21 protein-coding genes are annotated in these 24,390 nt (G+C 60.4%); 14 read left to right on the top strand and 7 right to left on the bottom strand.

Annotated elements, in window-relative coordinates; genetic code table 11:
- Positions 1-8 precede the first annotated feature (8 nt).
- Entirely contained in the window at positions 9-167 is a 159-nt protein-coding gene (locus tag LVY71_RS12790) for a hypothetical protein (RefSeq protein ID WP_235100261.1), read from the top strand.
- A 31-nt stretch (positions 168-198) separates the two neighbouring features.
- On the top strand, positions 199-2,904 hold the full coding sequence (locus tag LVY71_RS12785) for a nitrate reductase (RefSeq protein WP_235100260.1): 2,706 nt from the start codon (positions 199-201) through the stop codon (positions 2,902-2,904).
- On the opposite strand, the gene LVY71_RS12780 is transcribed toward LVY71_RS12785, so the two are convergent.
- Genes LVY71_RS12780 through pxpB form a run of 3 tightly spaced genes read right to left on the bottom strand, consistent with a single transcriptional unit; the run spans position 2,888 to position 5,418 of the window.
- On the bottom strand, positions 2,888-3,655 hold the full coding sequence (locus tag LVY71_RS12780; RefSeq protein ID WP_235100259.1) for a LamB/YcsF family protein: 768 nt from the start codon (positions 3,653-3,655) through the stop codon (positions 2,888-2,890). The two genes, LVY71_RS12785 and LVY71_RS12780, sit on opposite strands and share 17 nt — an antisense overlap.
- An 18-nt stretch (positions 3,656-3,673) precedes the next feature.
- A complete protein-coding gene (locus LVY71_RS12775; RefSeq protein ID WP_235100258.1) occupies positions 3,674-4,684 on the bottom strand; it encodes a 5-oxoprolinase subunit C family protein in 1,011 nt (336 codons plus the stop codon).
- Entirely contained in the window at positions 4,681-5,418 is a 738-nt protein-coding gene (pxpB, locus tag LVY71_RS12770; RefSeq protein WP_235100257.1) for a 5-oxoprolinase subunit PxpB, read from the bottom strand. Before pxpB ends, LVY71_RS12775 begins: the two co-directional genes overlap by 4 nt.
- Positions 5,419-5,595: 177 nt before the next feature.
- On the opposite strand from pxpB, the gene LVY71_RS12765 reads away from it, so the two are divergent.
- The gene (locus LVY71_RS12765) at positions 5,596-6,294 is read left to right on the top strand and encodes a ribonuclease activity regulator RraA (protein ID WP_235100256.1); all 699 of its coding nucleotides are present in this window, start codon (positions 5,596-5,598) and stop codon (positions 6,292-6,294) included.
- A gap of 12 nt (positions 6,295-6,306) precedes the next feature.
- On the opposite strand, the gene LVY71_RS12760 is transcribed toward LVY71_RS12765, so the two are convergent.
- Positions 6,307-6,513, bottom strand: coding sequence for a hypothetical protein (locus tag LVY71_RS12760; RefSeq protein ID WP_235100255.1), 207 nt, complete (start codon positions 6,511-6,513; stop codon positions 6,307-6,309).
- A gap of 227 nt (positions 6,514-6,740) precedes the next feature.
- On the opposite strand from LVY71_RS12760, the gene LVY71_RS12755 reads away from it, so the two are divergent.
- Entirely contained in the window at positions 6,741-6,938 is a 198-nt protein-coding gene (locus tag LVY71_RS12755) for a hypothetical protein (RefSeq protein WP_235100254.1), read from the top strand.
- 13 nt (positions 6,939-6,951) lie between these two features.
- On the opposite strand, the gene LVY71_RS12750 is transcribed toward LVY71_RS12755, so the two are convergent.
- Positions 6,952-7,803, bottom strand: a complete 852-nt coding sequence (locus tag LVY71_RS12750) for a transglutaminase-like cysteine peptidase (RefSeq protein WP_235100253.1) — start codon at positions 7,801-7,803, stop codon at positions 6,952-6,954.
- Between the two features lie 566 nt (positions 7,804-8,369).
- On the opposite strand from LVY71_RS12750, the gene LVY71_RS12745 reads away from it, so the two are divergent.
- The 8 genes from LVY71_RS12745 to LVY71_RS12710 all read left to right on the top strand — a co-directional run bounded on the left by LVY71_RS12745 (position 8,370) and on the right by LVY71_RS12710 (position 22,102).
- Positions 8,370-13,355: a VCBS domain-containing protein gene (locus tag LVY71_RS12745; protein WP_235100252.1), complete on the top strand. Its 4,986-nt coding sequence runs from the start codon at positions 8,370-8,372 to the stop codon at positions 13,353-13,355.
- Complete coding sequence (locus LVY71_RS12740; protein WP_235100251.1) at positions 13,355-15,103, top strand: type I secretion system permease/ATPase; 1,749 nt, start codon at positions 13,355-13,357, stop codon at positions 15,101-15,103. The genes LVY71_RS12745 and LVY71_RS12740 overlap by 1 nt, the downstream gene beginning before the upstream one ends.
- A 53-nt stretch (positions 15,104-15,156) precedes the next feature.
- Positions 15,157-16,497: an HlyD family type I secretion periplasmic adaptor subunit gene (locus tag LVY71_RS12735; protein ID WP_235101484.1), complete on the top strand. Its 1,341-nt coding sequence runs from the start codon at positions 15,157-15,159 to the stop codon at positions 16,495-16,497.
- Between the two features lie 18 nt (positions 16,498-16,515).
- Positions 16,516-18,768, top strand: a complete 2,253-nt coding sequence (locus LVY71_RS12730) for a CHASE2 domain-containing protein (RefSeq protein ID WP_235100250.1) — start codon at positions 16,516-16,518, stop codon at positions 18,766-18,768.
- Positions 18,769-18,901: 133 nt separating this feature from the next.
- Positions 18,902-19,732 (top strand): MBL fold metallo-hydrolase, encoded by an 831-nt coding sequence (locus LVY71_RS12725; RefSeq protein ID WP_235100249.1) that lies wholly within the window; start codon positions 18,902-18,904, stop codon positions 19,730-19,732.
- 173 nt (positions 19,733-19,905) lie between these two features.
- Positions 19,906-20,550, top strand: a complete 645-nt coding sequence (locus LVY71_RS12720) for a Crp/Fnr family transcriptional regulator (protein ID WP_235100248.1) — start codon at positions 19,906-19,908, stop codon at positions 20,548-20,550.
- Positions 20,547-21,452 (top strand): DUF6537 domain-containing protein, encoded by a 906-nt coding sequence (locus LVY71_RS12715; protein ID WP_235100247.1) that lies wholly within the window; start codon positions 20,547-20,549, stop codon positions 21,450-21,452. The genes LVY71_RS12720 and LVY71_RS12715 overlap by 4 nt, the downstream gene beginning before the upstream one ends.
- A 149-nt stretch (positions 21,453-21,601) precedes the next feature.
- Complete coding sequence (locus LVY71_RS12710; protein ID WP_235100246.1) at positions 21,602-22,102, top strand: hypothetical protein; 501 nt, start codon at positions 21,602-21,604, stop codon at positions 22,100-22,102.
- A 62-nt stretch (positions 22,103-22,164) separates the two neighbouring features.
- On the opposite strand, the gene LVY71_RS12705 is transcribed toward LVY71_RS12710, so the two are convergent.
- Both LVY71_RS12705 and LVY71_RS12700 read right to left on the bottom strand, forming a co-directional pair.
- Entirely contained in the window at positions 22,165-22,323 is a 159-nt protein-coding gene (locus LVY71_RS12705; RefSeq protein ID WP_235100245.1) for a hypothetical protein, read from the bottom strand.
- Between the two features lie 586 nt (positions 22,324-22,909).
- Entirely contained in the window at positions 22,910-23,176 is a 267-nt protein-coding gene (locus LVY71_RS12700) for a PilZ domain-containing protein (protein WP_235100244.1), read from the bottom strand.
- Positions 23,177-23,465: 289 nt separating this feature from the next.
- Between LVY71_RS12700 and LVY71_RS12695 the strand changes: the two genes are divergently transcribed.
- Both LVY71_RS12695 and LVY71_RS12690 read left to right on the top strand, forming a co-directional pair.
- Positions 23,466-23,870, top strand: coding sequence for a DUF5413 family protein (locus LVY71_RS12695; protein WP_235100243.1), 405 nt, complete (start codon positions 23,466-23,468; stop codon positions 23,868-23,870).
- Between the two features lie 145 nt (positions 23,871-24,015).
- A complete protein-coding gene (locus LVY71_RS12690) occupies positions 24,016-24,237 on the top strand; it encodes a hypothetical protein (RefSeq protein ID WP_235100242.1) in 222 nt (73 codons plus the stop codon).
- The last annotated feature ends 153 nt before the right edge of the window (positions 24,238-24,390 follow it).

Raw genomic sequence — 24,390 nt, 5'->3', positions numbered from 1 at the left:
GATTGGCGATGAGCGATATTGTGTCAGGGGCGGAAAGCCCGATCCGGACCGGCGCCCGGGTGGCGTCGCAGGAGCAGGACACCCGCATCCATACACTCGCCGTCTACGGAGCGTTCGCGCTGATCGCGGCCATCGTGTTCGGCACGCTGTCCTATCATCCGTTCTAATTCCTGATCTGTTTGTCATGCGGGTGACCGCATGACCGCCGTCGATCTCGACCTCAAATCCACCAAGACCACCTGTCCTTATTGCGGCGTCGGCTGCGGCGTCATTGCGACGCCCGATGGTCGCGGCGGTGCGGCGATCTCCGGCGATCCTGAACACCCTGCCAATTTCGGCCGGCTCTGCTCGAAGGGATCGGCACTCGGCGAAACGTTGGGCCTTGGCGAACGCCTGCTGCATCCGATGATCCGCTGTTCGAACGACAAGTTCGAGCAGGTGGACTGGAGCGACGCCCTCGATCATGTAGCCAACCGCCTGCAACACGTCATCGCCAAGCACGGACCGGGCTCGGTCGCGTTCTATCTGTCGGGGCAATTGCTGACCGAGGACTATTACGTCGCCAACAAGCTGATGAAGGGGTTCATCGGCACGGCGAATGTCGATACCAACTCACGGCTCTGCATGGCTTCGTCGGTTGCCGGTCATCGCCGCGCGTTCGGCGCGGACACCGTGCCGGGCTGTTATGAGGATCTTGATCAGGCTGATCTGCTGGTGCTGGTCGGCTCCAACGCCGCGTGGTGCCATCCGGTGCTGTACCAGCGGATGATCGCCAACAAGCAGAACCGTGGTGCGCGCATTGTGGTGATCGACCCGCGCCAGACTGAGACTGCCGGCGATGCCGATCTGTTTCTCGGGCTCAAGCCCGGCACCGACACCGCATTGTTCAGCGGATTGCTGACGTATCTCGCAGACCATGGCGCGGTGGATCAGGCTTATATCGCCGCGCACACGAGCGGTTTCGAGGATGCGCTCGTCAAGGCGCGCCGCATCGCCGGCAGCATCACCGCGACCGCGCTGGCGACAGGGTTGTCCGAATCCGATGTAGCCACATTCTTTCAGATGTTCGCGACCACGCCGCGTGCGGTCACGCTGTATTCGCAGGGCGTCAACCAGTCGGCGCAGGGTACCGACAAGGTCAACGCCATCATTAATTGCCATCTCGCGACCGGGCGTGTTGGCGAGGTCGGCGCGTCGCCGTTCTCGCTGACCGGCCAGCCGAACGCGATGGGCGGCCGCGAGGTCGGCGGTCTCGCCAACCAGCTCGCGGCGCATATGGGCTTTACGCCGCCGGATATCGATCGCGTACGCCGGTTCTGGAAAGCGCCGCACATAGCGACCCATGAAGGGCTGAAAGCCGTCCAAATGTTTCAGGCCATCGGCCGCGGCGAGATCAAGGCGCTGTGGGTGATGGGCACCAACCCGGCGGTATCGCTGCCGAATGCAGACGCAGTGCGCGCAGCCATGCGCAAGCTCGACCTGCTGGTGATCTCGGAGAATGTGCAGTCCAACGACAGCGTGAATTCCGGCGCGCATGTGCTGTTGCCCGCGCACGCTTGGGGCGAGAAGTCCGGCACGGTGACCAACTCCGAACGCCGAATCTCGCGGCAGCGCGCGTTTCTACCGGCACCAGGACAGGCTAAGCCGGACTGGTGGGCGATGAGCGAGGTTGCCAAGCGCCTCGGCTACGGTGCGGCTTTCGCCTACACGTCGGCCGCCGATATTTTCCGCGAGCATGCCGACCTCTCGGCGTTCGAGAACAACGGCAGCCGCGACTTCGACATCGGGGCGGTCAGGTCTGTTTCCGAAACCGAATTCGATGGCATGAAGCCGTTCCTGTGGCCGATGCGGGAAGGCGCCACGGAGCCGACGCCGCGCTTCTTCGCTGACGGCGGCTTCTTCACCAACGATCATAAGGCCCGCTTCATCGCGCCCGACATGCCGATGTTGCGTGGCGAAACCTCGTCCGCGCGGCCGCTGCGCCTGAACACCGGGCGTATCCGCGACCAGTGGCACACCATGACGCGGACCGGCATGAGCCCGCGGCTCGGCCAGCATCTGCCGGAGCCTTATGTCGAGATTCATCCGGCGGATGCTGCGCAGGCAGACCTCGTCGACGGCGGCTTCGCGCGGCTCGCGACCGATCTCGGGCAATGCATTCTCAAGGTCGTGGTCAGTGAGCGTCAGCAGCGCGGCATGCTGTTCGCGCCGATCCACTGGAGCGCGGAGAATTCCGCGTCGGGCCGTATCGGCGCACTGGTCGCGCCGTTCACCGATCCGTTCTCCGGTCAACCCGAGAACAAGGCTACGCCGGTCGCGATCGAGGCGTTTGCCTTCACCCAGCGCGGCTTCGTGCTGTCGCGCAAGCAAATGGCTTTTCCCAAGGGTGTGTGGTGGGCGCGCGTCGCCGTCACCGGCGGTTATGGCTACCTTCTGGCCAGCAACGCCGAGTTGGCAACGTGGAAAACCTTTCTCGCGCCGCAGGATGAGGCGCGTCACATCGCCGAATACGAGGATGCTGCGCGCAGCGTTTATCGCGCGGCGCAATTTTCCGATGACGTTATGGATGCGTGTTTGTTCATCGGGCCGGCGGCGGACGCGCCGGACTGGGATGCCATGAAAGCTGTGTTCGCGGCGGAGACGATCAGCGACGAGCAGCGGCGGCTGTTGCTCTCGGGCAAGTCCGCCGACGGCGTGACCAGCGACGGTCCGGTGGTCTGCGCCTGCTTCGGTGTCGGACGAACGACGATCTGCGGTGCGATCGGTAACGGCGCGCGCACGGCGGCCGAGATCGGCGCAAAGCTCAAGGCCGGCACCAATTGTGGCTCGTGTATTCCGGAACTGAAGCGGCTCATCGCGCAGACGGATGCACCGCAGCCGCTGACCGCTAGCGTCGCGAGCTGAACGGCGCCACCTTGATACCGCTGTACTCCAGCTCCGCGCGTACCTGACGCGCAATGTCCACCGCGCCCGGCGTGTCGCCGTGGATGCACACGGTATCGATCTTCACCTTGATGATCTTGCCCGACGCCGCCGTGATCGCGCCGTCCTGCACCATGCGCACCACGCGCTGCGCGATCTGTGGTGCGTCGTGCAGCACGGAGCCTGGCTTGCTGCGTGACATCAATTGCGCATCGTCCTCATAGGCGCGGTCGGCGAACACCTCGGAGATCAGGTTCAATCCGGCGGCTTCGCCGGCACGTTCCAGCGCGGTGTTCGGCAGCACCACGAAATACAGTTTCGGATCGACCGCCTTGATCGCCGCCGCAATGGCGCGTGCGGTCATGTCATCCACGCAGCCGACGTTGGAGAGCGCGCCATGCGCCTTGACGTGGGTGACCTTGTGGCCGGCGAGTGCGGCCACCGCCTGCAGCGCGCCGATCTGGTAGGCCACCATGGTCTCGATCTCGGACTTTGTCAGGCCGGGGACTGGCCTCCGCCCGAAACCGTGCAGGTCGCGGTAGCCCGGATGAGCGCCGATGCTGACGCCGCGCTCTTTTGCCAATGTCGCGGTCTTGAGCATGATGTCGGAATCGCCGGCATGGAATCCGCAGGCGACGTTGACGCTGCTGGCGAGGCCGAGCATCGCCTCGTCATTGCCCATGTTCCATGCGCCGAAGCCTTCGCCGAGATCGCTGTTCAGATCGACTGTCATGGCTGTGCCTGTGCGAAATTAAGGATCGATGGCATTGATGGCGGCGCCCGCGACATTGGCCTGTTGCAGTTCGGCGAGATTGAGGCTGGAGCCGCCGGCGGCATGAACGCGGTCCGGCAACACGTGCAGGAATTCCGCCACCTTGCGTGCTTCGGTCTGCGCGTCCGCGACGCTGACGGCCTTGAAGCGAAAGGTCGAGCCTGCGGGCATCTGGGCTAAGCGACCGAGATCGGCGCTGATAACGGTTGCGATCTTCGGATAGCCGCCCGTCGTGCCATGATCGGCCATCAAGGCGATGGGCTGGCCGTTGCCGGGCACCTGAATGCTGCCGTGAACCGCGCCGTCCGAGACGATATTGTGGCCGCCGGGATGCACAACCTTCGGGCCTTCGAGCCGATAGCCCATGCGGTCGCTGGTGGCCGAGATGCGCCAGTCGCTATTGAGAAACACCTCGCAAGATGCGCCGAACTCGTCGTCCTGAGGTCCCATCACCACGCGGATCGGCGTCTGCGGCTGATCGAAAGCGTCGAGTGCGCGTTCGTGAGGCGCAATCTGCGCGGTGCCGACATCGAGCACGTCACCCGCCTGCAACGGACGGGGGAAGGGGCTGCCAAGACCGGCGCGCGCATTAACCGAGAGGCTGCCGAACACGGGCTCGCCTGCAATGCCGCCCTCAATGGCGAGATAGCTGAACACGCCGTTACGTGCGGGCCCAAGATTGAGTGTTTCGCCCTCTGCGATCAGCGCGGTCTCGTTGAGTGGGAACGGAGTGCCAGCAATGTTCGCGACGCGCGCTGCGCCTGACACCGCGATGCGGATCGCGCCGTTGCGCGCCGTGAACGATGCGCCGAACGGGCCGATCTCGATGGCGGCGGCGAACGGCTTGTTTCCTGCAAGACGATTGGCCATGGCGAGCGCGACGTGATCCATCGCGCCGCTGGTGGTGAGCCCGTAGCGCTGCGCGCCGAAGCGCCCGGCATCCTGTACGGAAGTCACGGGGCCGACGGTGAGGGCGACAAGCTGGCTCATGACGCGATCAATTCGGCGACGATGTCGCCGCGCTCGGCGGCGCGGTTGAGGGCGTCGAACTCCTTGGCGTCGATGGCGTGAAAATGGACCGCATCGCCGGGCTCCATCAGGAACACCGGATCGCGATGCGGATGGAAGGTACGCACGGGCGTGCGCCCCAGAAGGTGCCAGCCGCTCGGCGCCGCGAGACATTGCACGCAGGCCTGCACGCCGCCAATGGAAATGGTGCCGGGCGGCGTTGCGGTGCGCGGGCTCTCGCGCCTTGGGGTGGCGATCGAAGGATCGAGACCGCCGAGATAGGCGAAGCCGGGCGTGAAGCCGATCATCGCTACGCGATACTCGCTGCCGCTATGTTTCGCGATCACATCCGACGTAGAGATGTTGTGCGCGCGCGCGACATCGTCGAGATCGAGGCCGTATTCGCCGCCATAGACCACCGGCACGCGCCACCGCCGAACGACGGCCTCAGCCGGAACAGGTAGTTTCGCGAGCGCGAGAAGTTTCTGGGACAGCGCCGCGTAGCCGATCCGGACTGGATCGTAATGAACCAGCAGGGAGCGATAGGTCGGAACGGTTTCCAGAACGCCACCAATGGCTTCGCGGGCAACATTGCGGTCGAGGTTCAGGACCTGCCGGTTGATCGCCGGATCGATGCTGCGGCCGAATTCGACGACGAGAGCCATGTCGCCGGACGGCAGGATGCGGGGCAAGGCACTGGGCGAAGCGGTGGTCATCGATCGGTTGTTGAATCTCGCAGACGGGTTTCTGTTGTCCGATAAATGGGCTCGAATGGCAAATAAGTGGTGGTTATCGCAACGCATAAATGAGCATTACCGCTCACGCGATTGTCGCCTTGACGCCATGCCGGGCTTTCGCAACAAGGCGTGGCACACCACACCGGAGTTTCTCTCATGTCGCTCTCGCCCGAAGCCGTCGCAACGCTCAAAAAGATCACAACCGCCACCATCACGACCATCCTTCTCAAGAAGGGTCTTCGCAATGTGTGGCTGCGCGGATCGCGTCCACTGCGTCCGGGGCAGGAGCGTCTGGTCGGTCCAGCCTTTACCTTGCGCTTTGTACCGGCGCGCGAGGATCTGGCGACGCCGGAATCCTGGTCGAAGCCGATTTCCACTCGCACGGCCATCGAGGCGATGCCGGCTGGCTGCATCGCCGTGGTCGATGCCATGGGGATTACCGATGCAGGCATCTTCGGTGACATCCTGTGTGCGCGCATGGCCAAGCGCGGCGTCACCGCGCTGGTGACGGATGGTGTGGTGCGTGATCTCGAAGGCGTGCTGGGAACCGGTTTGCCGGTGTGGTGTGACGGCGCGGCTGCTCCGCCGTCGGTTGCCGGGTTGACGTTCGTGAACTGGGGCGAACCGATCGGCTGCGGCGGTGTCGCGGTGTTTCCGGACGACGTGATTGTGGCCGATCAGGATGGCGCGGTGCTGATCCCGCAAGCGTTTCTCGACCTCATTCTGACGGAAGGCCCGGAACAGGAAGCGATGGAGGGCTGGATCGTCAACCAGGTCAACAACGGCGCGGCGTTGCCCGGCCTCTATCCGATGAACGCGGAAACCAAGGCGCGCTATGCCGCGTCGAAGAAGTAACGCGAAACAATATTAGATTCTGGCGCGGCGCCAGCCGACGACTGTCGCCTCGACCAGACTTCCGGATTCGCTGTTGCGCCATTCGCCATTCACGCGACGGCATGAAAACGGCAGTTGATAGGTCCCGCTCTTGTCTTCGCACAGCACCTGAACCGCTTCTTCGGGAGACGGCTCTCCGTTGCCGTCGAACTCCGCAAGCCGCTGTAAACGTGTGGCCATCGGCAATTCTCCTTCCACGCATAAAATGCGTCGGCGCCACGAACTGTCCCGGCGCCTGAAACCACAATGAGTCCGGGAGATTTGCGTTTTTCCTGTGACGTTGGGCCATGTAGTCACAATGGAACCGGCAGGTGGATTTTGCGTCAAAGCACCGGAGTTTCGGCGATCGGAACAAGCATTGATTTACGTCTTTCCGCCGACCATCCGCGGCGGAAAGGAGTCGAACCATGCGGCAATTCATTCTCGCAATTATCGGTGTGGGCGGCCTGTTTCTGCTTGCGGGCGCTATGCGGAACCGGGGCTGGTACTTGGCCGATCAGGTTTGTGCTCAGGGAGCAATCCTGTGCGACAATCCGGGATGGGTGGTGGCCATCAGCGCGGTGCTGGTGTTTGTTGCGACCATCCAGACTATCGCGAAAACGTGAGGGGATGATCGGACTACATCGCAAGCGTCAGAATAAATTCGTCGGCCGCGGCTGCTTGCGGACCAGTGGCTGACATGTTCGCGTCAGTTGCGGGATCGCGAGTATCGATCTCTGCCGGGCGAACCTGCATATTGCGCGCGGCCTGCGCGAATGCCGGCTGCTCAAAGCGCTTCGCGCCTTCCGCGTCGATCGCAAAGAGAGCCCGGTATTTGACGAGGTCGCTGTCGTCGATCATCACAAAGGTACGATTGTCGAGCACACGCCAGTGTCCGTCGGCACGCGCCGTGACGACGGCATGATCTTCACCGGTCGCGGTTTCACGAATGATGACGAGACGAAGATCTTCCGCTGGAACGCCGGCCGCGCGCAGTGCCACCAGCTTCGCAATCGCATAGTCCTCGCAATCGCCAGCTCCTGACGCGAGGGTGGCCAGCGGCGATGCCCAGCGGTCCTCGACGCCGTATTGCGCACGATCGCTAACCGGACGGATCGCCAGGTTGATCGCGCGATTGACCTCGCCGAGCCGGGCGAGACCCTGCCGGGCTGCGGCGGCTTTCACGATCTCGAGAAACCGCAGCGCGGGGCGGGAGGCGCAATGAGTCGGATCGTTTGCGCAACCGGCGATGATGCTGGCTTCCGCGGCAATGGCGCGTTCGACCTCCACCCACTTGGCGCGGAGCGGCCCCTCGCTGACCATGGATGTCGGAAGCCCGAAAGGCTCCGAAGTAAGGGCTGATTGATTTTCCAGGGGGCCGGCAAAGCTGTCAGGCGGCGCGTAGGCTGCCGCATGAGCGCTTTCGCACAATACATTGATAGCAAGCACAAATGCCAAAGCGCCTGCGCGCGCAGTGATGAAAACAGACATGTGACGCCCCTTGTCCGGGCATCGGCTTGCAATGGTCTGCGCGCTCGTGCCCGGATCTTTTCGACACAAGCTGTAGAGTGCGGACGCTTTTCAGCGCCTTAAGCGGAAGGGCAAGGTGTGATTTGGATTCAAATATGAGGAACTAGTGCTGAGCAGATTGTGTAAAATTGGAAATAGGGCTAATGGCGGTCGGTCTTATCTATAAATCTGCAAATGTCCTAGTAATCATAATATATCTGACAAAAGATCCGGTAAAATATAGCTATAGACTCGATGAAAGAAAGATATTTCCGCATTTTTGCGATGCCTGTAGTCCCATTTATAGGTTCGATTTGCCGCTGATGGCTGTTGCGGGTTTCGTGCGAGGTCGCAAATATCGATTTAAACTCATGGATTTGGAATACGTAGCCGCGCTTACTCCGTCACCCGGAAGCAACTTTACTTAAAATTCGCGAGTTGAATCAGATCGTTTGGGTCAATCCGCTATGGACTTGCACCCTTTGATGCTATGAATCCGGCCTTATCGATTTCTTAAGATTAAATTTTTTTTGCGCGGGCGGGCTCCATTGAATTTTGCTGGACCATTTGACGCCAGATCCCTGACCGACTCCCCAGTTTCGCTGGGTGGAGAGGGTTTTTCGTTCGGCGCAAAGCCCGGATTCGTTCAGCATCATCCGTCGGATGCCTACATTGTCATACCCGATGCCCATCTGCTGTTTTCGGGCACCTACGTGCGAATCGGCAATGACCTCATCATCTCGGGCGCCGATCAGAAATTTGTGGTCGGAAATTACTTCAAGGGCGAAACACGGCCGTCGTTGTCGTCGGCTGATGGCGCGACGCTGTCCGGCCAGATTGTGGATGCGCTGACCGGCCATGTTCATGTCGCGCAGGCCGGGGCTGCGCCCGCCGCCGCTCAGGTGATCGGGCATGTTCTGAAAATGTCAGGCAGCGCCACGGCGGTCCGGAACGGCGTGTCGATCGAACTCCACATCGGCGATGCCGTTCAGAAGGGCGACGTGATCCAGACCGGATCGGATTCCTCCATCGGCATGACATTCGTCGACGGCAGCGCATTCGGCATGACGTCGAATGCGCGCATGGTGCTGAACGAGATGATCTACGATCCCAACGGATCGTCGAATTCGTCGCTGATCAGCCTCGTCCAGGGCACGATCACCTTCGTCGCCGGCCAGACCGCCAAGAACGGCAACATGCGTGTCGAGACGCCCGTTGCCACCATGGGCATTCGCGGCACGGCGGTGCTGGTGGAAATCGCGGCCGACAACGGTCCGACCAAATTTTCCGTGCTGGTCGAACCTGACGGGCACACCGGCTCCTACAACCTCTATGACAAGGCTTCAGGTCAGTTGATCGGCACCGTGTCGCAGGCCGGGCAGGTGACGTTCGTTTCGGTCGGCGGCATCGGCCAACCGCCGACGGCGATCGAGCAACTCAAGACGCTTCAGGACCAGCAGCAGGAAAAGGCACTGATCCAGCAGGTCTTCCAGCTCTATTTTCCGAACTACAATCCGGATAACTCCAATCCGAAATCGCAGAAATTCGGATCATCGAGTTATAACAACCTGGCTGACATCGTGTTCACGACGTCGACGTTTAATCAGCAGACGTTCCTGAACCAGATTGAGTTGCGTTTTGCCGTGACCGATCCGGTGACCGGGGTCGTCACCTATCAGAACCGGATTTTTTACAATACCAAGGCGGTATTCTCCGCAGATATGGTGACGGCAGAGCAGTCCACTGTATCATCCGTCAAGACGTTCAAGATTTCGGATGTCGTCCATATTGACGATCCCGATATCGGTAGTCAGCCGTTCTACGACACCGCGACCCCTTTTGTCCCCGGCAGCGCCGTAATCAAGAGCGCGGTTAGCAGCAATCCCAATCTGGATGCGAATTTTCTCTCGCAGTTCCTGCACATCGATCAGGAAACCGGTGATGTTTCATTTGATCGCCTCGGCTTCAACTTCCTGGGCCAAGGTGAAACCGCGACCTTCGTACTGCAGGTAATGTCGCGGTCCGGTCCCGATTCCGCGCTGGTTCTGATTTCGATCATCGTCACTGGCGACAACGACATACCAAACGGCCCGCCGACTATTGTTGTCGGACCGGTGACGGTTGTTACCGGTGAGGTCAAGGAAGATGCGAGCGTCACGCCTAGCAACACCGTCGCGAGCAACGGAACGATCACATTCCAGGACGTTGATCTGACCGACACGCATACTGTCTGTCATGAGTTTACGTCGTCGTGCTCGACGTTGCCTGGTTTTGTGACGGGGCAGCATCTCGGAACATTTACGATCGGTCTCGATCCAGAGAATACAACTGATACCATCAATACCGGAACGGTTCAGTGGCACTTCTCGCTGCCCGACGACGATCCGGTCCTGCAATCGCTTGCCGAGGGGCAGACGATTACGCAGGTCTACACGATCACGATCAAAGACGTTCACGGGGCCTTTGTTACACAGGATGTGACAATCACAATCAGGGGCACCAACGATGTGCCGGTATTTACCTTGGATTTGGCTGGCGGGGTCACCGAGACGTCCGGCACCCCACTGAATTCTACGCCTTTGACCGATAGTGGCGTCATCACTTTTACCGACATCGATCTGAGCGATACGCATGCGGTGTCGGCGATTGGCACGTTCGTACCGGCGAATGCTGGTGATGTGGCACTAGGCTTGCTGACGGCCGTAAGGGATAGCGATACGACGAACGGCACCGGTGGCAAAATCACGTGGACCTACAGTGTCGATCCGGCCAATGTCGAATATCTCGCCGCGGGCCAGAAGGTGACCGAAAACTTCACGATCACGATCGCCGATGGCACCACTGGCGGTGCGCCCATCACCCAGACCATCCAAGTCGTCATTACCGGAACGAACGATGCGCCGGTGATCGATGCGATCGCCGCTACGTCGTTGAACGAACAAGCCAATACCTGTCCGCTGCTGGCGTCGCCTATCCATGTCACGTTCACCGATGTCGACCTCACCGACGTGGGCCATACCGCAACCATCACCGCAGTCGTCGCAACGGGTGTGACCGCTGGACTCGCGCTGGATACTGACGCGCTGAAAGCGCTTGTGACTCCGGGCGTGGTATCGAAGCTCTCGGGAGATTCGAGTGGATCGGTTGATCTTGGATTTTCCGCGCCGTCCACGGCATTCGACTACCTGGCCGCAGGCCAAACGCTGAATCTGACCTACACGGTCGCCATCAACGACGGCGACGGCGGGACCACGCCTGCAACGTTTGACATCACCATCACCGGAACCAACGATGCGCCGGTGGTCGATGTGGTCGCCGCGACGTCGTTGAACGAGCAAACCGATACTTGTCCGCTGCTGGCGTCGCCTATCCATGTCACGTTCGCCGATGTCGATCTCGCCGACGCAGGCCACACCGCGTCGATCACCGCAGTCGTCGCAACGGGCGTGACCGACGGCCTCGCGCTGGATACTGACGCGTTGAAAGCGTTGGTAACTCCGGGCGCGGTATCGAAACTCTCGGGAGATTCGTGTGGATCGGTTGATCTTGGATTTTCCGCGCCGTCCACGGCTTTCGATTATCTGGCGGCCGGCCAGATCCTAACGCTGACGTATATAATCTCCATCAGCGACGGAAATGGCGGCGTCACGCCTGCAACGTTTGAGATCACCATCGCTGGAACCAACGATGCGCCGATGGTGACGGCGGTCACTAAATCGGTCGTCGATACGGCTGCAATCGACACCTTTGCCGACCAGACCGGTACGCTCGTCGGTAGCGATGTCGACCACGGCGAGACAGCCGGGCTGACTTACGCGGCGTTCGATGGAACAAACTACGTCAACAGCGCGATTGTCGGCGTCTACGGCGCGCTGACGGTCAATGTCGACGGCACCTACAGCTATGTGGCCAACGCTGCGGCGATCAACGCGCTGGGTGCCGGGAACTACGTCGATACGTTCATCGTGCAAACCAAAGACATTCACGGCGCGGCCGGCACCGCGACATTCCAGGTCAACGTTACCGGCGCTAACGACGCGCCGACGGTCGGTGCCGCCCTGACTCTTAATACGACTGAAGGCAGCGCGCCGGTCGTCAAGGACTTGCTTGAAGGGGCCGCTGACGCCGATATCGGCGACACGCTGAGCGTCACCAATCTCAGTTATACGATCGACGGAGTTGCGGCGGGGTCTGCCACGCCGCCGGGCGTCCTTGTTTTCCCGGACGCGGGGACGATCAAGATCAATGTGGACGGTGCACATCCTGCCTTCGACCATCTGGCGGCGGGGGAGACCCAGACGATTCTCGTCAGTTACGATGTCACCGATGCTCATGACGCGACTGTCGCGCAGACTGAAACTATTACTGTCACCGGCGCGAACGACCGGCCTGTGCTCGGCGCGGGCCAGAACCTTACGACGATTACTGAGAATGACACGGCGAATGGCGGGCAACTTGTCAGTTCGTTCGCCACCGCCATTGCCGACGCGGACGATGGCTCGGTGAAGGGAATTGCGATCACCGGCTTCACGAGCCAGCATGGGCATTGGGAATACTCGATCAACAATGGCACGAGTTGGACTGCGTTCGGCGCATATTCGTTATCGTCCGGGTTGTTGTTGACGCTCGACGACAAGGTGCGTTTCGTTCCGGATGGCGGCCACGGCGGCTCAAATACCTTGACCTACGTTGCCTGGGACCAGACCACCACCGCAACTCATGGCCAGACGACAAGCATTTCCGGCGGGCTGCATTCCGATCCATTCTCGCAGGGCAGTCAGACCGCGACACTGACGGTAACGGATGTCAATGACGCACCGGTACTGAACGTCATGAATCACTATGTGGTGGAGACGTTCGATCCGCCAGGTCCTTCGGCCACATACACATCGACGATTCATAATCTGATTGCCTCCGATGTCGATGGTGGCGATTTCGAGTCATTCACGCTGACGGCCACCGCCGAACACGGCACGTTGTCATTGGCCGGATCGGGATCAGGAGTTGTTGTCAGCAATAGCGGAACCGCTTCGCTTACGGTCAGCGGGCTGCTTGGATCTCTCAACGATGCGCTTGCGCAGGGCGTCAGCTACACGTCGGGCCTGAACGACGCGAACGTTGAGCAGGTGACCGCCGTGCTGACCGACAGCCACGGCGCGTTTGATACGGTGAATTTCATATTTCCGCAGCATGGTTCGGGTTTATCCGGTGTTGTGGACGTTCATGGCACCGCCGGGCGAGATGTGATTACCTCCAATTTCGGTTCTAATAACCTTTGGGGGGAGGCAAGTAACGACGTCTTCGTATTCAAGGGAATGTTGGGCAACGACACGATCGAGGATTTCCATCACGGCGAAGACCTTATTGCGCTTGCGCAAAGCGGCATCGCGGACTTCGCCGATTTGCTCGCACATACGACCGACGTCAGCGGTAACGCCGTGATCGCGAATCCGCTGGTAGGTTCTGGCAGCATTACGATCACCGGCGTCGAAAAAGCACAGCTCGCGGCGTCCGATTTCCATTTCGTGGTCTGATGAGTACCGCTCCGCAGTCCGGAAAATCCGAACTCGGTGCTTCGCTGCGCGCCTGCCGCAGCGCGTTCGTCGGCGTCGGCGTGATGAGCTGCGTCATCAACGTTCTCTATCTGACGGGCTCGTTCTTCATGCTCGAGGTCTACGACCGCGTGCTGCCGAGCCGCAGCGTTCCGACACTGGTCGGCCTGATCGTGCTGGCGGGAGGGCTCTACGTCGTGCAGGGCATCCTCGACCTGATCCGTAGCCGCATCTTGATCCGGATCGGATCGACGCTGGACGAAATGCTGAGCCGCCGGGTCTATGACATCGTTGTGCGGATGCCGCTGCTGATCGGCAACCGCAGCGAGGGTCTTCAGCCGCTGCGCGACCTCGATAACGTCCGCTCGTTCCTGTCCGGTATGGGGCCGGGCGCGCTGTTCGACCTGCCCTGGCTGCCGCTCTATCTCGCGATCTGTTTTGCCTTCCATCCCCTGATCGGTGTCACCGCCTTGGTCGGCGCCGTTATCCTGATCGCGCTGACGATCCTGACGGAATACCTCACCCACGAGCCGATGAAGCGCTCGACCGGCTTGGCCATGCGGCGGCAGGACCTTGCGCTGGCCAGTCGCCGCAATGCCGAAGTGCTCACCGCCATGGGCATGGCGGGTCGTGTGGGAAAGCACTGGGAAAGCTCCAACCGGGATTATCTCGCCAGTAACCAGCGGGCGAGCGACGTCGCGGGCGGCCTCGGCGCCATCGCCAAGGTGATGCGCATGATGCTTCAATCCGCCGTGCTGGGCGTCGGCGCATATCTCGTCATCAACCAGCAGGCGACGGCCGGCATCATCATCGCAGGTTCGATCCTGAGCGCTCGGGCGCTGGCGCCGGTCGATCTGGCCATTGCGCACTGGAAGGGCTTTGTCGCCGCGCGGCAAAGCTGGCATCGCCTCAACCGGCTGCTCGGCATGATGCCGGAGCAGGATGCGCCGACGCTGCTGGAAGCTCCGTCCGGCAAGCTGTCCGTCGAGGCGCTGACCGTCAGTCCGCCAGGTGAGCAGAAGGCGGTGGTCCACGACGTTACGTTCGCTCTGGACGCCGGTCAGGCCGTCGGCGTCATCGGCCCCAGCGGTGCCGGTAAATCCTCGCTGGTGCGCGCGCTGGTGGGCGTCTGGCAGCCGCTGCGCGGCAAGGTACGGCTTGACGGCGCGGCGCTCGATCAATGGTCGCCGGAGATCCTCGGCCGCTATATTGGCTACCTTCCGCAGGACGTTGAACTGTTCGCCGGCACCATCGCGCAGAACATTTCGCGGTTCGAGGACAATGCATCGTCCGACGACATCATCGCCGCGGCGCGCGACGCGCGCGTCCATGACATGGTCATCGGCATGAAGGACGGCTACGACACCCAGATCGGCGATCAGGGCAGCGTGCTCTCCGCAGGGCAGGCGCAACGGGTCGCGCTGGCCCGCGCGCTCTACGGGAATCCGTTCCTCGTGGTGCTGGATGAACCGAACTCCAATCTCGACAGCGAAGGCGACGTGGCGCTGAACAAAGCGGTTCTCGCGGTTCGCGAGCGCGGCGGCGTGGTGGTGGTCGTGGCGCATCGCCCGGTCGGCATCGAGAGCGTCGATCAGGTTTTGGTCCTGAAGGACGGACGGGTGCAGGCGTTCGGCCCGAAGGACAGCGTTCTCGGTCAGGTGCTGCAACGTCCCGTGGCGGTGCCATCCGCGATCAAGATCGTGTCGGACAAGGGAGGAGCGCAATCGTGAAAGGGCCAAGCCTCGCTGGCACCGAGAGCGTCATCCGCCGCCTCTTGAACGCGGTGCTTTCGCCGCTGGATCGTCTCTCGATTTTCAAGAGTCTCGACCAGCCGGGTTCGCGCGGTTCGATCCGCTTTCATCTGATCGTGGGCCTCGTCGTGGTTACGCTGTTGACCTGTGGACTGGGCGGCTGGGCCTCGACGGCGCAAATCTCCGGCGCGCTGATCGCGCCGGGCTCCATCGTGGTCGATTCGAACGTCAAGAAAGTGCAGCATCCGACCGGCGGTGTTGTCGGTGAGGTGAGGGCGCGTGACGGCGATCGCGTCAAGGCCGGCGATGTCGTGGTGCGCCTCGACGATACGATCACCAAGGCGAGCCTCGCGATCGTCACCAAGGGTCTCAACGGGCTTCTGGCGCGCAGGGCGCGGCTGCTGGCCGAGCAGGACGGCGCGGAGCGGATTACGTTTCCGCCGGAATTGATGGAGTCGTTCGCCGATCCCGAGGTGCAGTCGCTGATCGGAAACGAGATCAAGCTGTTTCAGGTCCGCTCATCGGGGCGTGTCGGCCAGAAGGCCCAGCTCAAGGAACGCATCTTGCAACTCCGGGAAGAGATCGGCGGCCTGGAAGCACAGGAAAACGCCAAGTCGCGCGAGATCGAACTCATCCAGAAAGAGCTTGTGGGCGTCCGCGATCTGTTCGCCAAGAACCTCGTGCAGATCTCCCGGCTGACGGTGCTTGAACGGGACGCCGCACGGCTGGACGGAGACCGTGCGCAGTTCGTCGCCCAGAAGGCGCAGGCAAAGGGCAAGATCACAGAAATCGAATTGCAGATCATCCAGATCGACAAGGATCTCTCCAGCGAAGTCTCCAAGGAGATGCGCGAGATCAACGACAAGATCGGCGAATTCGTCGAGCGCAAAGTCACTGCCGAGGATCAACTGCGCCGCATCGACATCCGCGCGCCGCAGGACGGCATGGTGCTGCAGTCCACAGTGCATACGGTGGGCGGCGTCATCACTGCCGGCGACGCCGTCATGCTGATCGTGCCGGAATCCGACAATCTGTCGGTCGAGGCCAAGGTCAATCCGCAGGACATCGACCAGTTGCGGATCGGGCAGAAGACGCTGCTGCGGCTTTCTGCCTTTAACCAGCGCACCACGCCCGAATTGAATGGGACGATCAGTCGCATCTCGCCGGACACCACCGTCGACCAGCGCACCGGCCAAAGCTATTACACCATCCGCGTTTCCTTGCCTCCGGCGGAGGTTGCGAAGCTGGGAGATGTCAAACTGATTCCCGGCATGCCGGTTGAGGCTTTTGTGCAGACCGGCGAACGTACCATGATATCCTATCTCGCGAAGCCGCTGAGCGACCAGCTCATGCGCGCGTTCCGGGAAAAGTGACGGATATCGGTCTGCGGCATGGTGCATGGCGTCCTGAAATCGGCGGTCCGTTTCCTCGCCCGCCTGCGGCACTACGCGAGGCTGTTCGGCTACGCGCGAATGCTGTGTATCCTGCTGCTGATCGCGCTGCTCGGCGTGCGCGTGGCTGATCCGATTCCGCTAGAGGAATTACGCGTCCGCACCTTCGACGGCTATCAGATCCTTCAGCCGCGTAACACGACGCAACGTCCGGTCGTCATTGTTGATCTCGATGAAAAGAGTCTCGCGAAGTTCGGGCAATGGCCGTGGCCGCGAACGCGCGTCGCCGATCTCGTCAAGCGCCTGACCGATCTCGGCGCAGCTGCGATCGCCTTCGATATTGTCTTTGCGGAGCCGGACCGGCTGTCGCCAGCCCTTGTGGCTGATTCATTCCGCGATCTCGATGAAGATAGCCGCGCCAAGTTGCGGACGCTGCCCAGCAACGATCAGGTGTTCGCCGACGTGTTACGACAATCGCCTTCCGTTCTCGGTGAATCCGGTTTGCCGAAATTTGTGCCGCAGCCTGATCTGAAACTGCCGTTGACCGGATTAGCGACCCTGGGCGGCGATCCGCGCCCGTTCCTGCTCAACTTCCCCGGCTTGCTTCGCAACGTCCCCATTCTCGAGGAAGCGGCGCCGGGACGGGGGCTGTTCACGATCCGCACCGAACGCGACGGCATCGTACGGCGCGTCCCGATGATCATGGAGGCGCAGGGCGAACTGATGCCCTCGCTGACATTCGAGATGCTGCGCATCGTCACCAAATCCGACACCATCCTCGTCAAATCCGACGAAGCCGGCGTCAAAAGCGTGGCCGTGCCGGGGTTTGAAATCCCGACCGATCGCAACGGCCAGCTCTGGGTGCATTTCGCCAAACATGATGCGGCTCGTTACGTGTCCGCGGCCGACGTGCTGGATGGCACAATCGGTCCGGACAAGATTTCCCGCAAGCTGATTCTGATCGGCACCTCGGCCGTCGGATTGCTGGACGTCAAGACCACGCCGCTCGATCCGGTGATGCCTGGCGTTGAGGTCCACGCACAGGTCTTGGAAAGCGCGTTGACGCGTTCGGTGTTGTCGCAGCCGAACTACGCCGTTGGAGCGGAACTGCTGGCGGCAATCCTGTTCGGGCTGGCGATCATCTGGTTGGCACCGGTTCTTAGCGCCGTCATGCTACTGGTCTTTGGAGCCGTTATCGTTGCCATTATGGTGGCGACGTCATGGTACTTTTTCACGCAACACCGGCTGCTGATCGATTTCACCTTTCCATTGCTCGCCAGCACGGCCATCTATCTGGTGCTGGTGTTCAGCAGCTATTTCCGCGAACAGGCCCAGCGCCGCCGCATCCGCTCCGCATTCGGTCAATATCTGTCGCCGGCACTGGTCGAGCAGCTGGCGCAGTCGCCGGAAAAGCTCGTGCTCGGCGGCGAAGAGCGCGACATGACCATCATGTTCAGCGACGTGCGAGGTTTCACCACGATCTCCGAATCGTTCAAGCATGATCCTCAAGGTCTGACCTCGTTGATGAACCGGTTCCTGACCCCCTTGACCAACGCGATCCTCGATCGCAAGGGCACCATCGACAAATACATGGGCGACGCCATCATGGCATTCTGGAACGCGCCGCTAAACGATCAGGCGCACCAGATCAACGCCTGCGAGGCGGCGCTCGACATGATCGACCGTATCGAACTGCTGAATGTCGAACGCGAGCGTGAGGCCAAAGAGAGTGGCAAGCCCTTCATCCCGATGCATGTCGGTATCGGATTGAACACTGGCACTTGCGTGGTCGGCAACATGGGATCCAACCTGCGGTTCGACTACTCGGTGCTGGGTGACAGTGTGAATCTTGCCTCCCGTCTGGAGGGGCAGTCGAAATCCTACGGCGTTCCGATCATTGCCGGTTCGGCGACGGCTCTGGCGGCGAAGGACAAGTTCGCAATCCTCGAACTCGATTTCATCACCGTGAAGGGCAAGAAGGAGCCAGAGGTGATCTATGCTATCGCGGGACGGGAAGATGTCGCAAAATCAGGCCAGTTCCAGCGGCTGCGCAATCTGAGCATCGAGATGCTGGCCTGTTACCGCAGCCGCGACTGGGACGGCGCGCTCGCTGCGATTGCGAAGGGCCGTATTGCCGATGAAGCCAGGAATTTTACGGCGTTCTACGATCTTTATTCCGAGCGTATCGAGGCGTTCCGGAAGACGCCCCCACCCGATGACTGGAATGGCGTGTTTGCCTTAACGACGAAATAAAAGAGACGAAATGCCGTCGCTATCGTCCGCGCCGTCATCTGGCAAGACCTTTTTCGGTGAACAGCGCGCGCTATCGCGCTGGCGAATATGACAGCCGCATGCAATTCTCGCGCAGGGTTTATTGAGTTCTTTCATGTCGACCACAATGTCCGTGCGGTTCTGGGGTGTTCGCGGGAGTATTCCATGTCCCGGTCCAAACACCGTGCGCTATGGCGGCAATACGTCGTGCGTTGAAGTTCGCTGCGGTGAACATTTGTTGGTTTTTGACGCGGGGTCGGGATTGCGATTGCTTGGCGGCGCGCTGGCGGAAGAGGCGGCGCATGTCGATATCGATTTGTTTCTGAGCCACTGTCACATCGATCATCTGATCGGACTACCCTTCTTCGTTCCAGCTTTCGTGAAGGGAAATCGGCTTCGCCTGTGGGCGGGCAACCTGAAGCCCGCGGGCGGCGTGAAGGAAACTGTCCGGAAGCTGATGAGCTATCCGCTGTTCCCGATCGAGATCGAAGCCGCGCAGGGGAGTGTCGCATTCACCGATTTCGATCCGGGCGATGTGCTGACGCCACGGCCCGGCATTAAGGTCACGAGCGCTGCGCTCAATCATCCCGGCGGCGCCACCGGCTACCGTGTTGAATTTGGCGGCCGCGCCATGGCTTACATCACCGATACGGAACTCAGCGCGGATGAAATCGATCCGGCGCTTCTAGCGCTCGCCCGCGACGCGTCGATCGTTATCATCGATACGACTTACACCGATGAGGAGTTGCCGGAGCATGTCGGCTGGGGCCATTCGAGCTGGCAGCAGGCCGTGAGGCTGGCCAATGAAGCCGGTGTCGGGAAGCTCTACCTGTTTCATCACGATCCCGAGCATGACGATGACGAAATGGACCGAATAGCGGAAGCCGCAGCGAAGGCGCGGCCAGGCACCGTGGTCGCAAGGGAAGGGCTCTCAATAGAAATTTAGGCGAGGCTTGCGAATGTTTTTGGCAAAGCTCGCCGTCGCTAGATGCCATTTTTATGAATTGTCGCACTCAGATTTGACGCCGGATTGACACATCAGGAGTGAGAACCGTTGTCGCGCAAGGCGCGGCGCGGCATAATACATACCAGATATCTTTCAGCATCAGGTTGATTCCGATGGACATGTCAGGACTCGTTTCCGGCGCCGGCGGTTTTATCGCGTCTGCGTTCGTAGTCGCCGGCTACACGATGCGGACGATGATCCCGCTGCGCATCTTCGGAATTCTCACCAATCTGTTGCTGATTGCATTTTCGATCGTGCATCACCATTACCCGGTAATGGTGCTGCATCTCATTCTGCTGCCGCTGAACGTCTACCGTTTGCGCGAAATGTTGCTGCTGGTTCGCGAAGTGAAGAAGTCCGTTAATAGCGATCTATCGATGGCGTGGCTGAAGCCGTTCATGACCGAGCGGAAATGCAAGGCCGGTGAGATATTGTTCTACAAGCACGAAAAAGCCGAGGAGATGTTCTACATCGTCAGCGGGCGCTTCCGGCTGGTGGAGTCAGGGATCGAACTTCCGATCGGCGCCATCGTCGGCGAACTCGGTATGCTGTCGCCGTCAAACAAGCGGACCCAGACGCTCGAATGTCTGGAAGGCGGGATCATCCTCAGCGTGACCTATCAGAAGGTGGAGGAGCTTTACGTTCAGAATCCCGAGTTCGGCTTCTACTTTCTCCGCCTGGTCAGTGCACGGCTGTTCCAGAATCTCGGCAGGCTTGAGGAACAGCTGGCCAGCAGTGGCGCACGGGCATCGTCGTGAGGATCCGGGTCAAAGTCCCGCCGTCGCCGTTCCGGCTGCTCAAGGAGCGGTACTTCGGCGAGGAGACACGCAATCCGAGGGTGGCGCGCGCGGCGCTGGCGCGATTGTCCGCGCGTCTGCCGCCCGATGTCGTCCCCATCGTCAGCGAGGCCGTCAACTCGCTGATCGACTATCAAGACCCGGACTATGCTCTGGCTTATCTCGACAGGATCGAGCGCTATATAGGACCGGCGGGCCCGATGTTGCCCAATCTTGCCGAACTTGCCCAGTTGCTGTCGGACCGGATGCACTTCGAGGATCCGATCCGGATCGCGCAATTGAAACTCGTTGAAGCCGGAGGCGTGACCGCCCAGCCCAATCCGGCCAGCACCGACAGAATTGAAAAATTCCGTTGGGATGAAGTGATCCCGATGCTGCCGACGAAGGCTGCCGGCCCGGCGCTGGATCTGTTTCAACGGTTGCATCTGGCACGATTGTCGCGCAGGAGCGTCCGGCTCCGTTTCAGTTCCAGAACCCGTTTCAAGCTGCAACGGCTGAAATGGCTCGCCGGGGCAAGGGTCACCCGGCCCTTTTCCGAACGCTTCAAACGGGAGAGGGTCTGGGTTGAGCGCTGGCTTCATATGGTCGATCGAAGTCTGGTGAAACAGCCCGAAGCCACCGTCGCGGTCGTCAGAACGGCCGACCTCATCAAGGGGCATGGCGATACCTACCAGAACGGTCTCGCGCAGTGGAATGCAATCATTGATGGTCTGGTCAAGCCGACATGTGACGGCACGCTGCCTCTGCGGAGGCTTGGCGATGCCATTCAGGAGGTGCGCGAAGCGGCCATCGGTGAGCAGGCGCAAAGCCTGCTCTTGAGCGCGGTCGAACAACAAAGATCGCAGGCGCTGGCCGGAGCGTGATCGCAGGCCGGCCGCTGTTCAAACGCTTTTGTTGGGGCGTGATAACTCCGAAAACCAGTTTCCGCTTTTCGGCATCATGTCCTACAGTTATCAGGAGCGCGGCGCCCGGCACGATTTGCTGCGACGCGCAGGCGCATAGGGGACGTTCGATGAAGATGCTTTCGGGGTTATTTCTTGGACTCATTCCTGCTCTGGCGCTGTCCGCTTTTGCCGCTATCGGCGAAGCACGCGCTGCCGATGACATTATCAAGCTCAGCAATAACCAGCGGATCGCCTGCGGTCGAGGACTCAACGCCGGCAAGCTCCAGAACATCAACTGCAAATCCTATGCGTATCTTTTCAACTCGCGGACGTCGGAGTTTTATCGCTGTCAGGTGAGTGTCGGCGTGACGCGCGACAACAAGGAAGTTCTCAAAGTCGATACCGATGGTTCGTGCAGCCTGAAGGCGCGCATCTTCCCGGGCGACTCGACTTATGCGTTCGATGCGACCGAAACCGAGCCGCCGAACACCAATGCGTTCTTCGGATCGGGTGGCACCGCAATCTGGACCAGCGATACCACCAAGCTCGCTGCGAGAGGGTGCATTCTGCTTAATGTCGGCGTGGGGCCGGATGTGCTGAAATGCGTGGACATGACCTTCAATAAATAGCACGGTCGGCTTGAAGCTCGGCCACGGCTTCTGGGTGCGATCGGTTGTGCTTCGTACTCGAGCTATCGCTTCAGAAAGATCGCCAGAATGATCAGCGCGATCACGATCGCCATACCGATAGCCCAAGTGCTCAACCGGACGTCGCCGGTCAATTCGCGCGCGGCTTCGTTCTCCGCGATTTTCTGGTTGCGCTTGCGGTTGCTATGATCCGGATCGCTCACGGTTGCTCCTGATCTTGGCAGGGCGCTGGAGGACGATCCACTGGTCGGCCGTTCGGATGGCCCACACCAGCAGCATCCCAAGCATCGCAATCAATCCGCACAGGACAAAAGCAAGATCGGCAGCAGTCAATGACAGGTCCATGGGACACTTCCTTGATTTGAAGCCCGGCAGCACCTGTCATTCAAGCAGGATTCGCGCCGAATTGCTGCATTGCAAAATCAATTGCGGGCCGGCCCTGCGGTCCGTGCATGTCTCATCCTTCAACGTCTTCGTCGCAACTGTGTTCCCCGAACCGTGATTGCATGACACGGCAGGATCCCTTGAGAGATGGCGATGTTTGATATCGTATGTCCGCCGTTCCTAACCGTTCGAATCCAAGGGGGATCCATGGGGGATCCATGGGGCGCGACCGAGCGGTGCTATTATTCAACAACGGCGCAATGCCAGGCGAGGGCGCAGGGCTGGGCGGACCGTGTTTGGCGAACTGGCGTTTGGGATGGAGCCGGAGCCAAACCCCGGATGCCGGCGCGCCTGTGGCCAGGAAGAAGCGTATTCGCCATTAAGGGTGAGTGGAGCGGCTTCCCGTCAGGTCCGTTCAATAAATTCGACGCCGATAACTGACTCCTTCCGCCAGACGAGCCGGCAGCGCGTCACCTTCCTCACGTCGCCGGTAAGCACAAGGCTGAGGTCGCTAGTGATCGATCCACTGTCGGTCAGTTTGATACGCGCGCCGGTGGACGACAGATCGAGGATCGTGCAGTGGCGTTTTGCAAATCCGCCATCGAGCAGCATCCATGCGTGATATCGCATGCTGTGACGGGGTTTGCGGGCTTCTTTCTTGAAGACGACCATCGGCATCTCTCCTGCTTGAGGCGTGTTTATACCCGGCGGACGTTTCTGAAAATTTGAATCAAAGCCCGAAGACGGGGCAAGGGCGTTTAGGGATTCGTTAACCATCACCGTGTGGCCAGCACACCAGGGCGGCGGCTTTCCGCGTCATTTTCCGGCAGGCGCGCACTCTTGGACATGCGAGGATGAAACGAAACTGCTGCTTGCGCGCGTTCTTATCTCGTTTTCTTATGGGGCGATATTGCCGGACAGTTTGCATGCGCGGAAACTGGGGCAGAGCGGGTGGGGTGGGATGAAACGATACGTCATTTTCGCGGCGATAGGGCCGCTGGTCGCAGGCTTTTTCCTTCTCGTGCTCGGTGCGCCTGCCGGATACTGGGACAAGCCCAATGTTCTCGGAAATCTGTTGACGGTTGTCGTCAAGACCGTGCCCTACAATTATCTTTTCGGATTCATTCCCGCCCTGATGATTGGCGCGGTCGATGACATTCTTTTGCATGTCAGATCCATCAAGCCGAGTGTTCGGATGTTATTGACCGGCCTCGTTGCCTTTGCGGCGACGGCGTTCCTGTATGGAACATTGGGCACCGAGACCGGCCTTAAGCACTATGCGCTCTACGGGCTCGTTGGATTTATACCTGCGACGATTTCGTCCTGGCTGGCGCATAAGTTCGACAAGGAGACAGGGGCGCAGTAAGCGGAAGTATTGTCGCCAGATTAGTGAGGGACCATCGATGACGGAGGTTCGCTGTTGGATGGCAGTCGGAAGCCGATTCTATCGCGGTCAAGCATTGACCGAATCGTAATGAACCGCTGCTCTTCTTGGGACAAGGAGAGCGCGAATGCTCAGTTATTTTGAGAATGTTCGTCTTGTGCGAATGGCTGACGGTAAAACCTTTAAGCTGATACGCGATCTGGGTCTGGTAAAGGGCGGGAAGGGGCTGCGTTGCCACGAACCGATCATGACCTTCCAGCTAAAGCTGAAGCCGATCAGGTTTCATGTTCCGATCTCCGAGATATTCTCCATGCTGACCATCACTTCCGCGCGCGGATCTGCCGCGTAGATATGGCAGAAACTGGCGAACCATTCGAACGGCTAAAGCTTGGCGGAAGGGGTGTCCGCCTATTCTATATCTGGCTAGAACCAGCTAGAACACTGAGGCCGCACTAACACCCCGTTTTCATTGACTTTATCGTCCAGCTAGCTCTAAGGGGTT

This window comes from Bradyrhizobium sp. G127 (genome assembly GCF_021502575.1).
Classification (GTDB): domain Bacteria; phylum Pseudomonadota; class Alphaproteobacteria; order Rhizobiales; family Xanthobacteraceae; genus Afipia.
The sequence above is the reverse complement of the archived record's forward strand: the minus strand, read 5'-3'. Positions and strand labels throughout refer to the sequence as shown.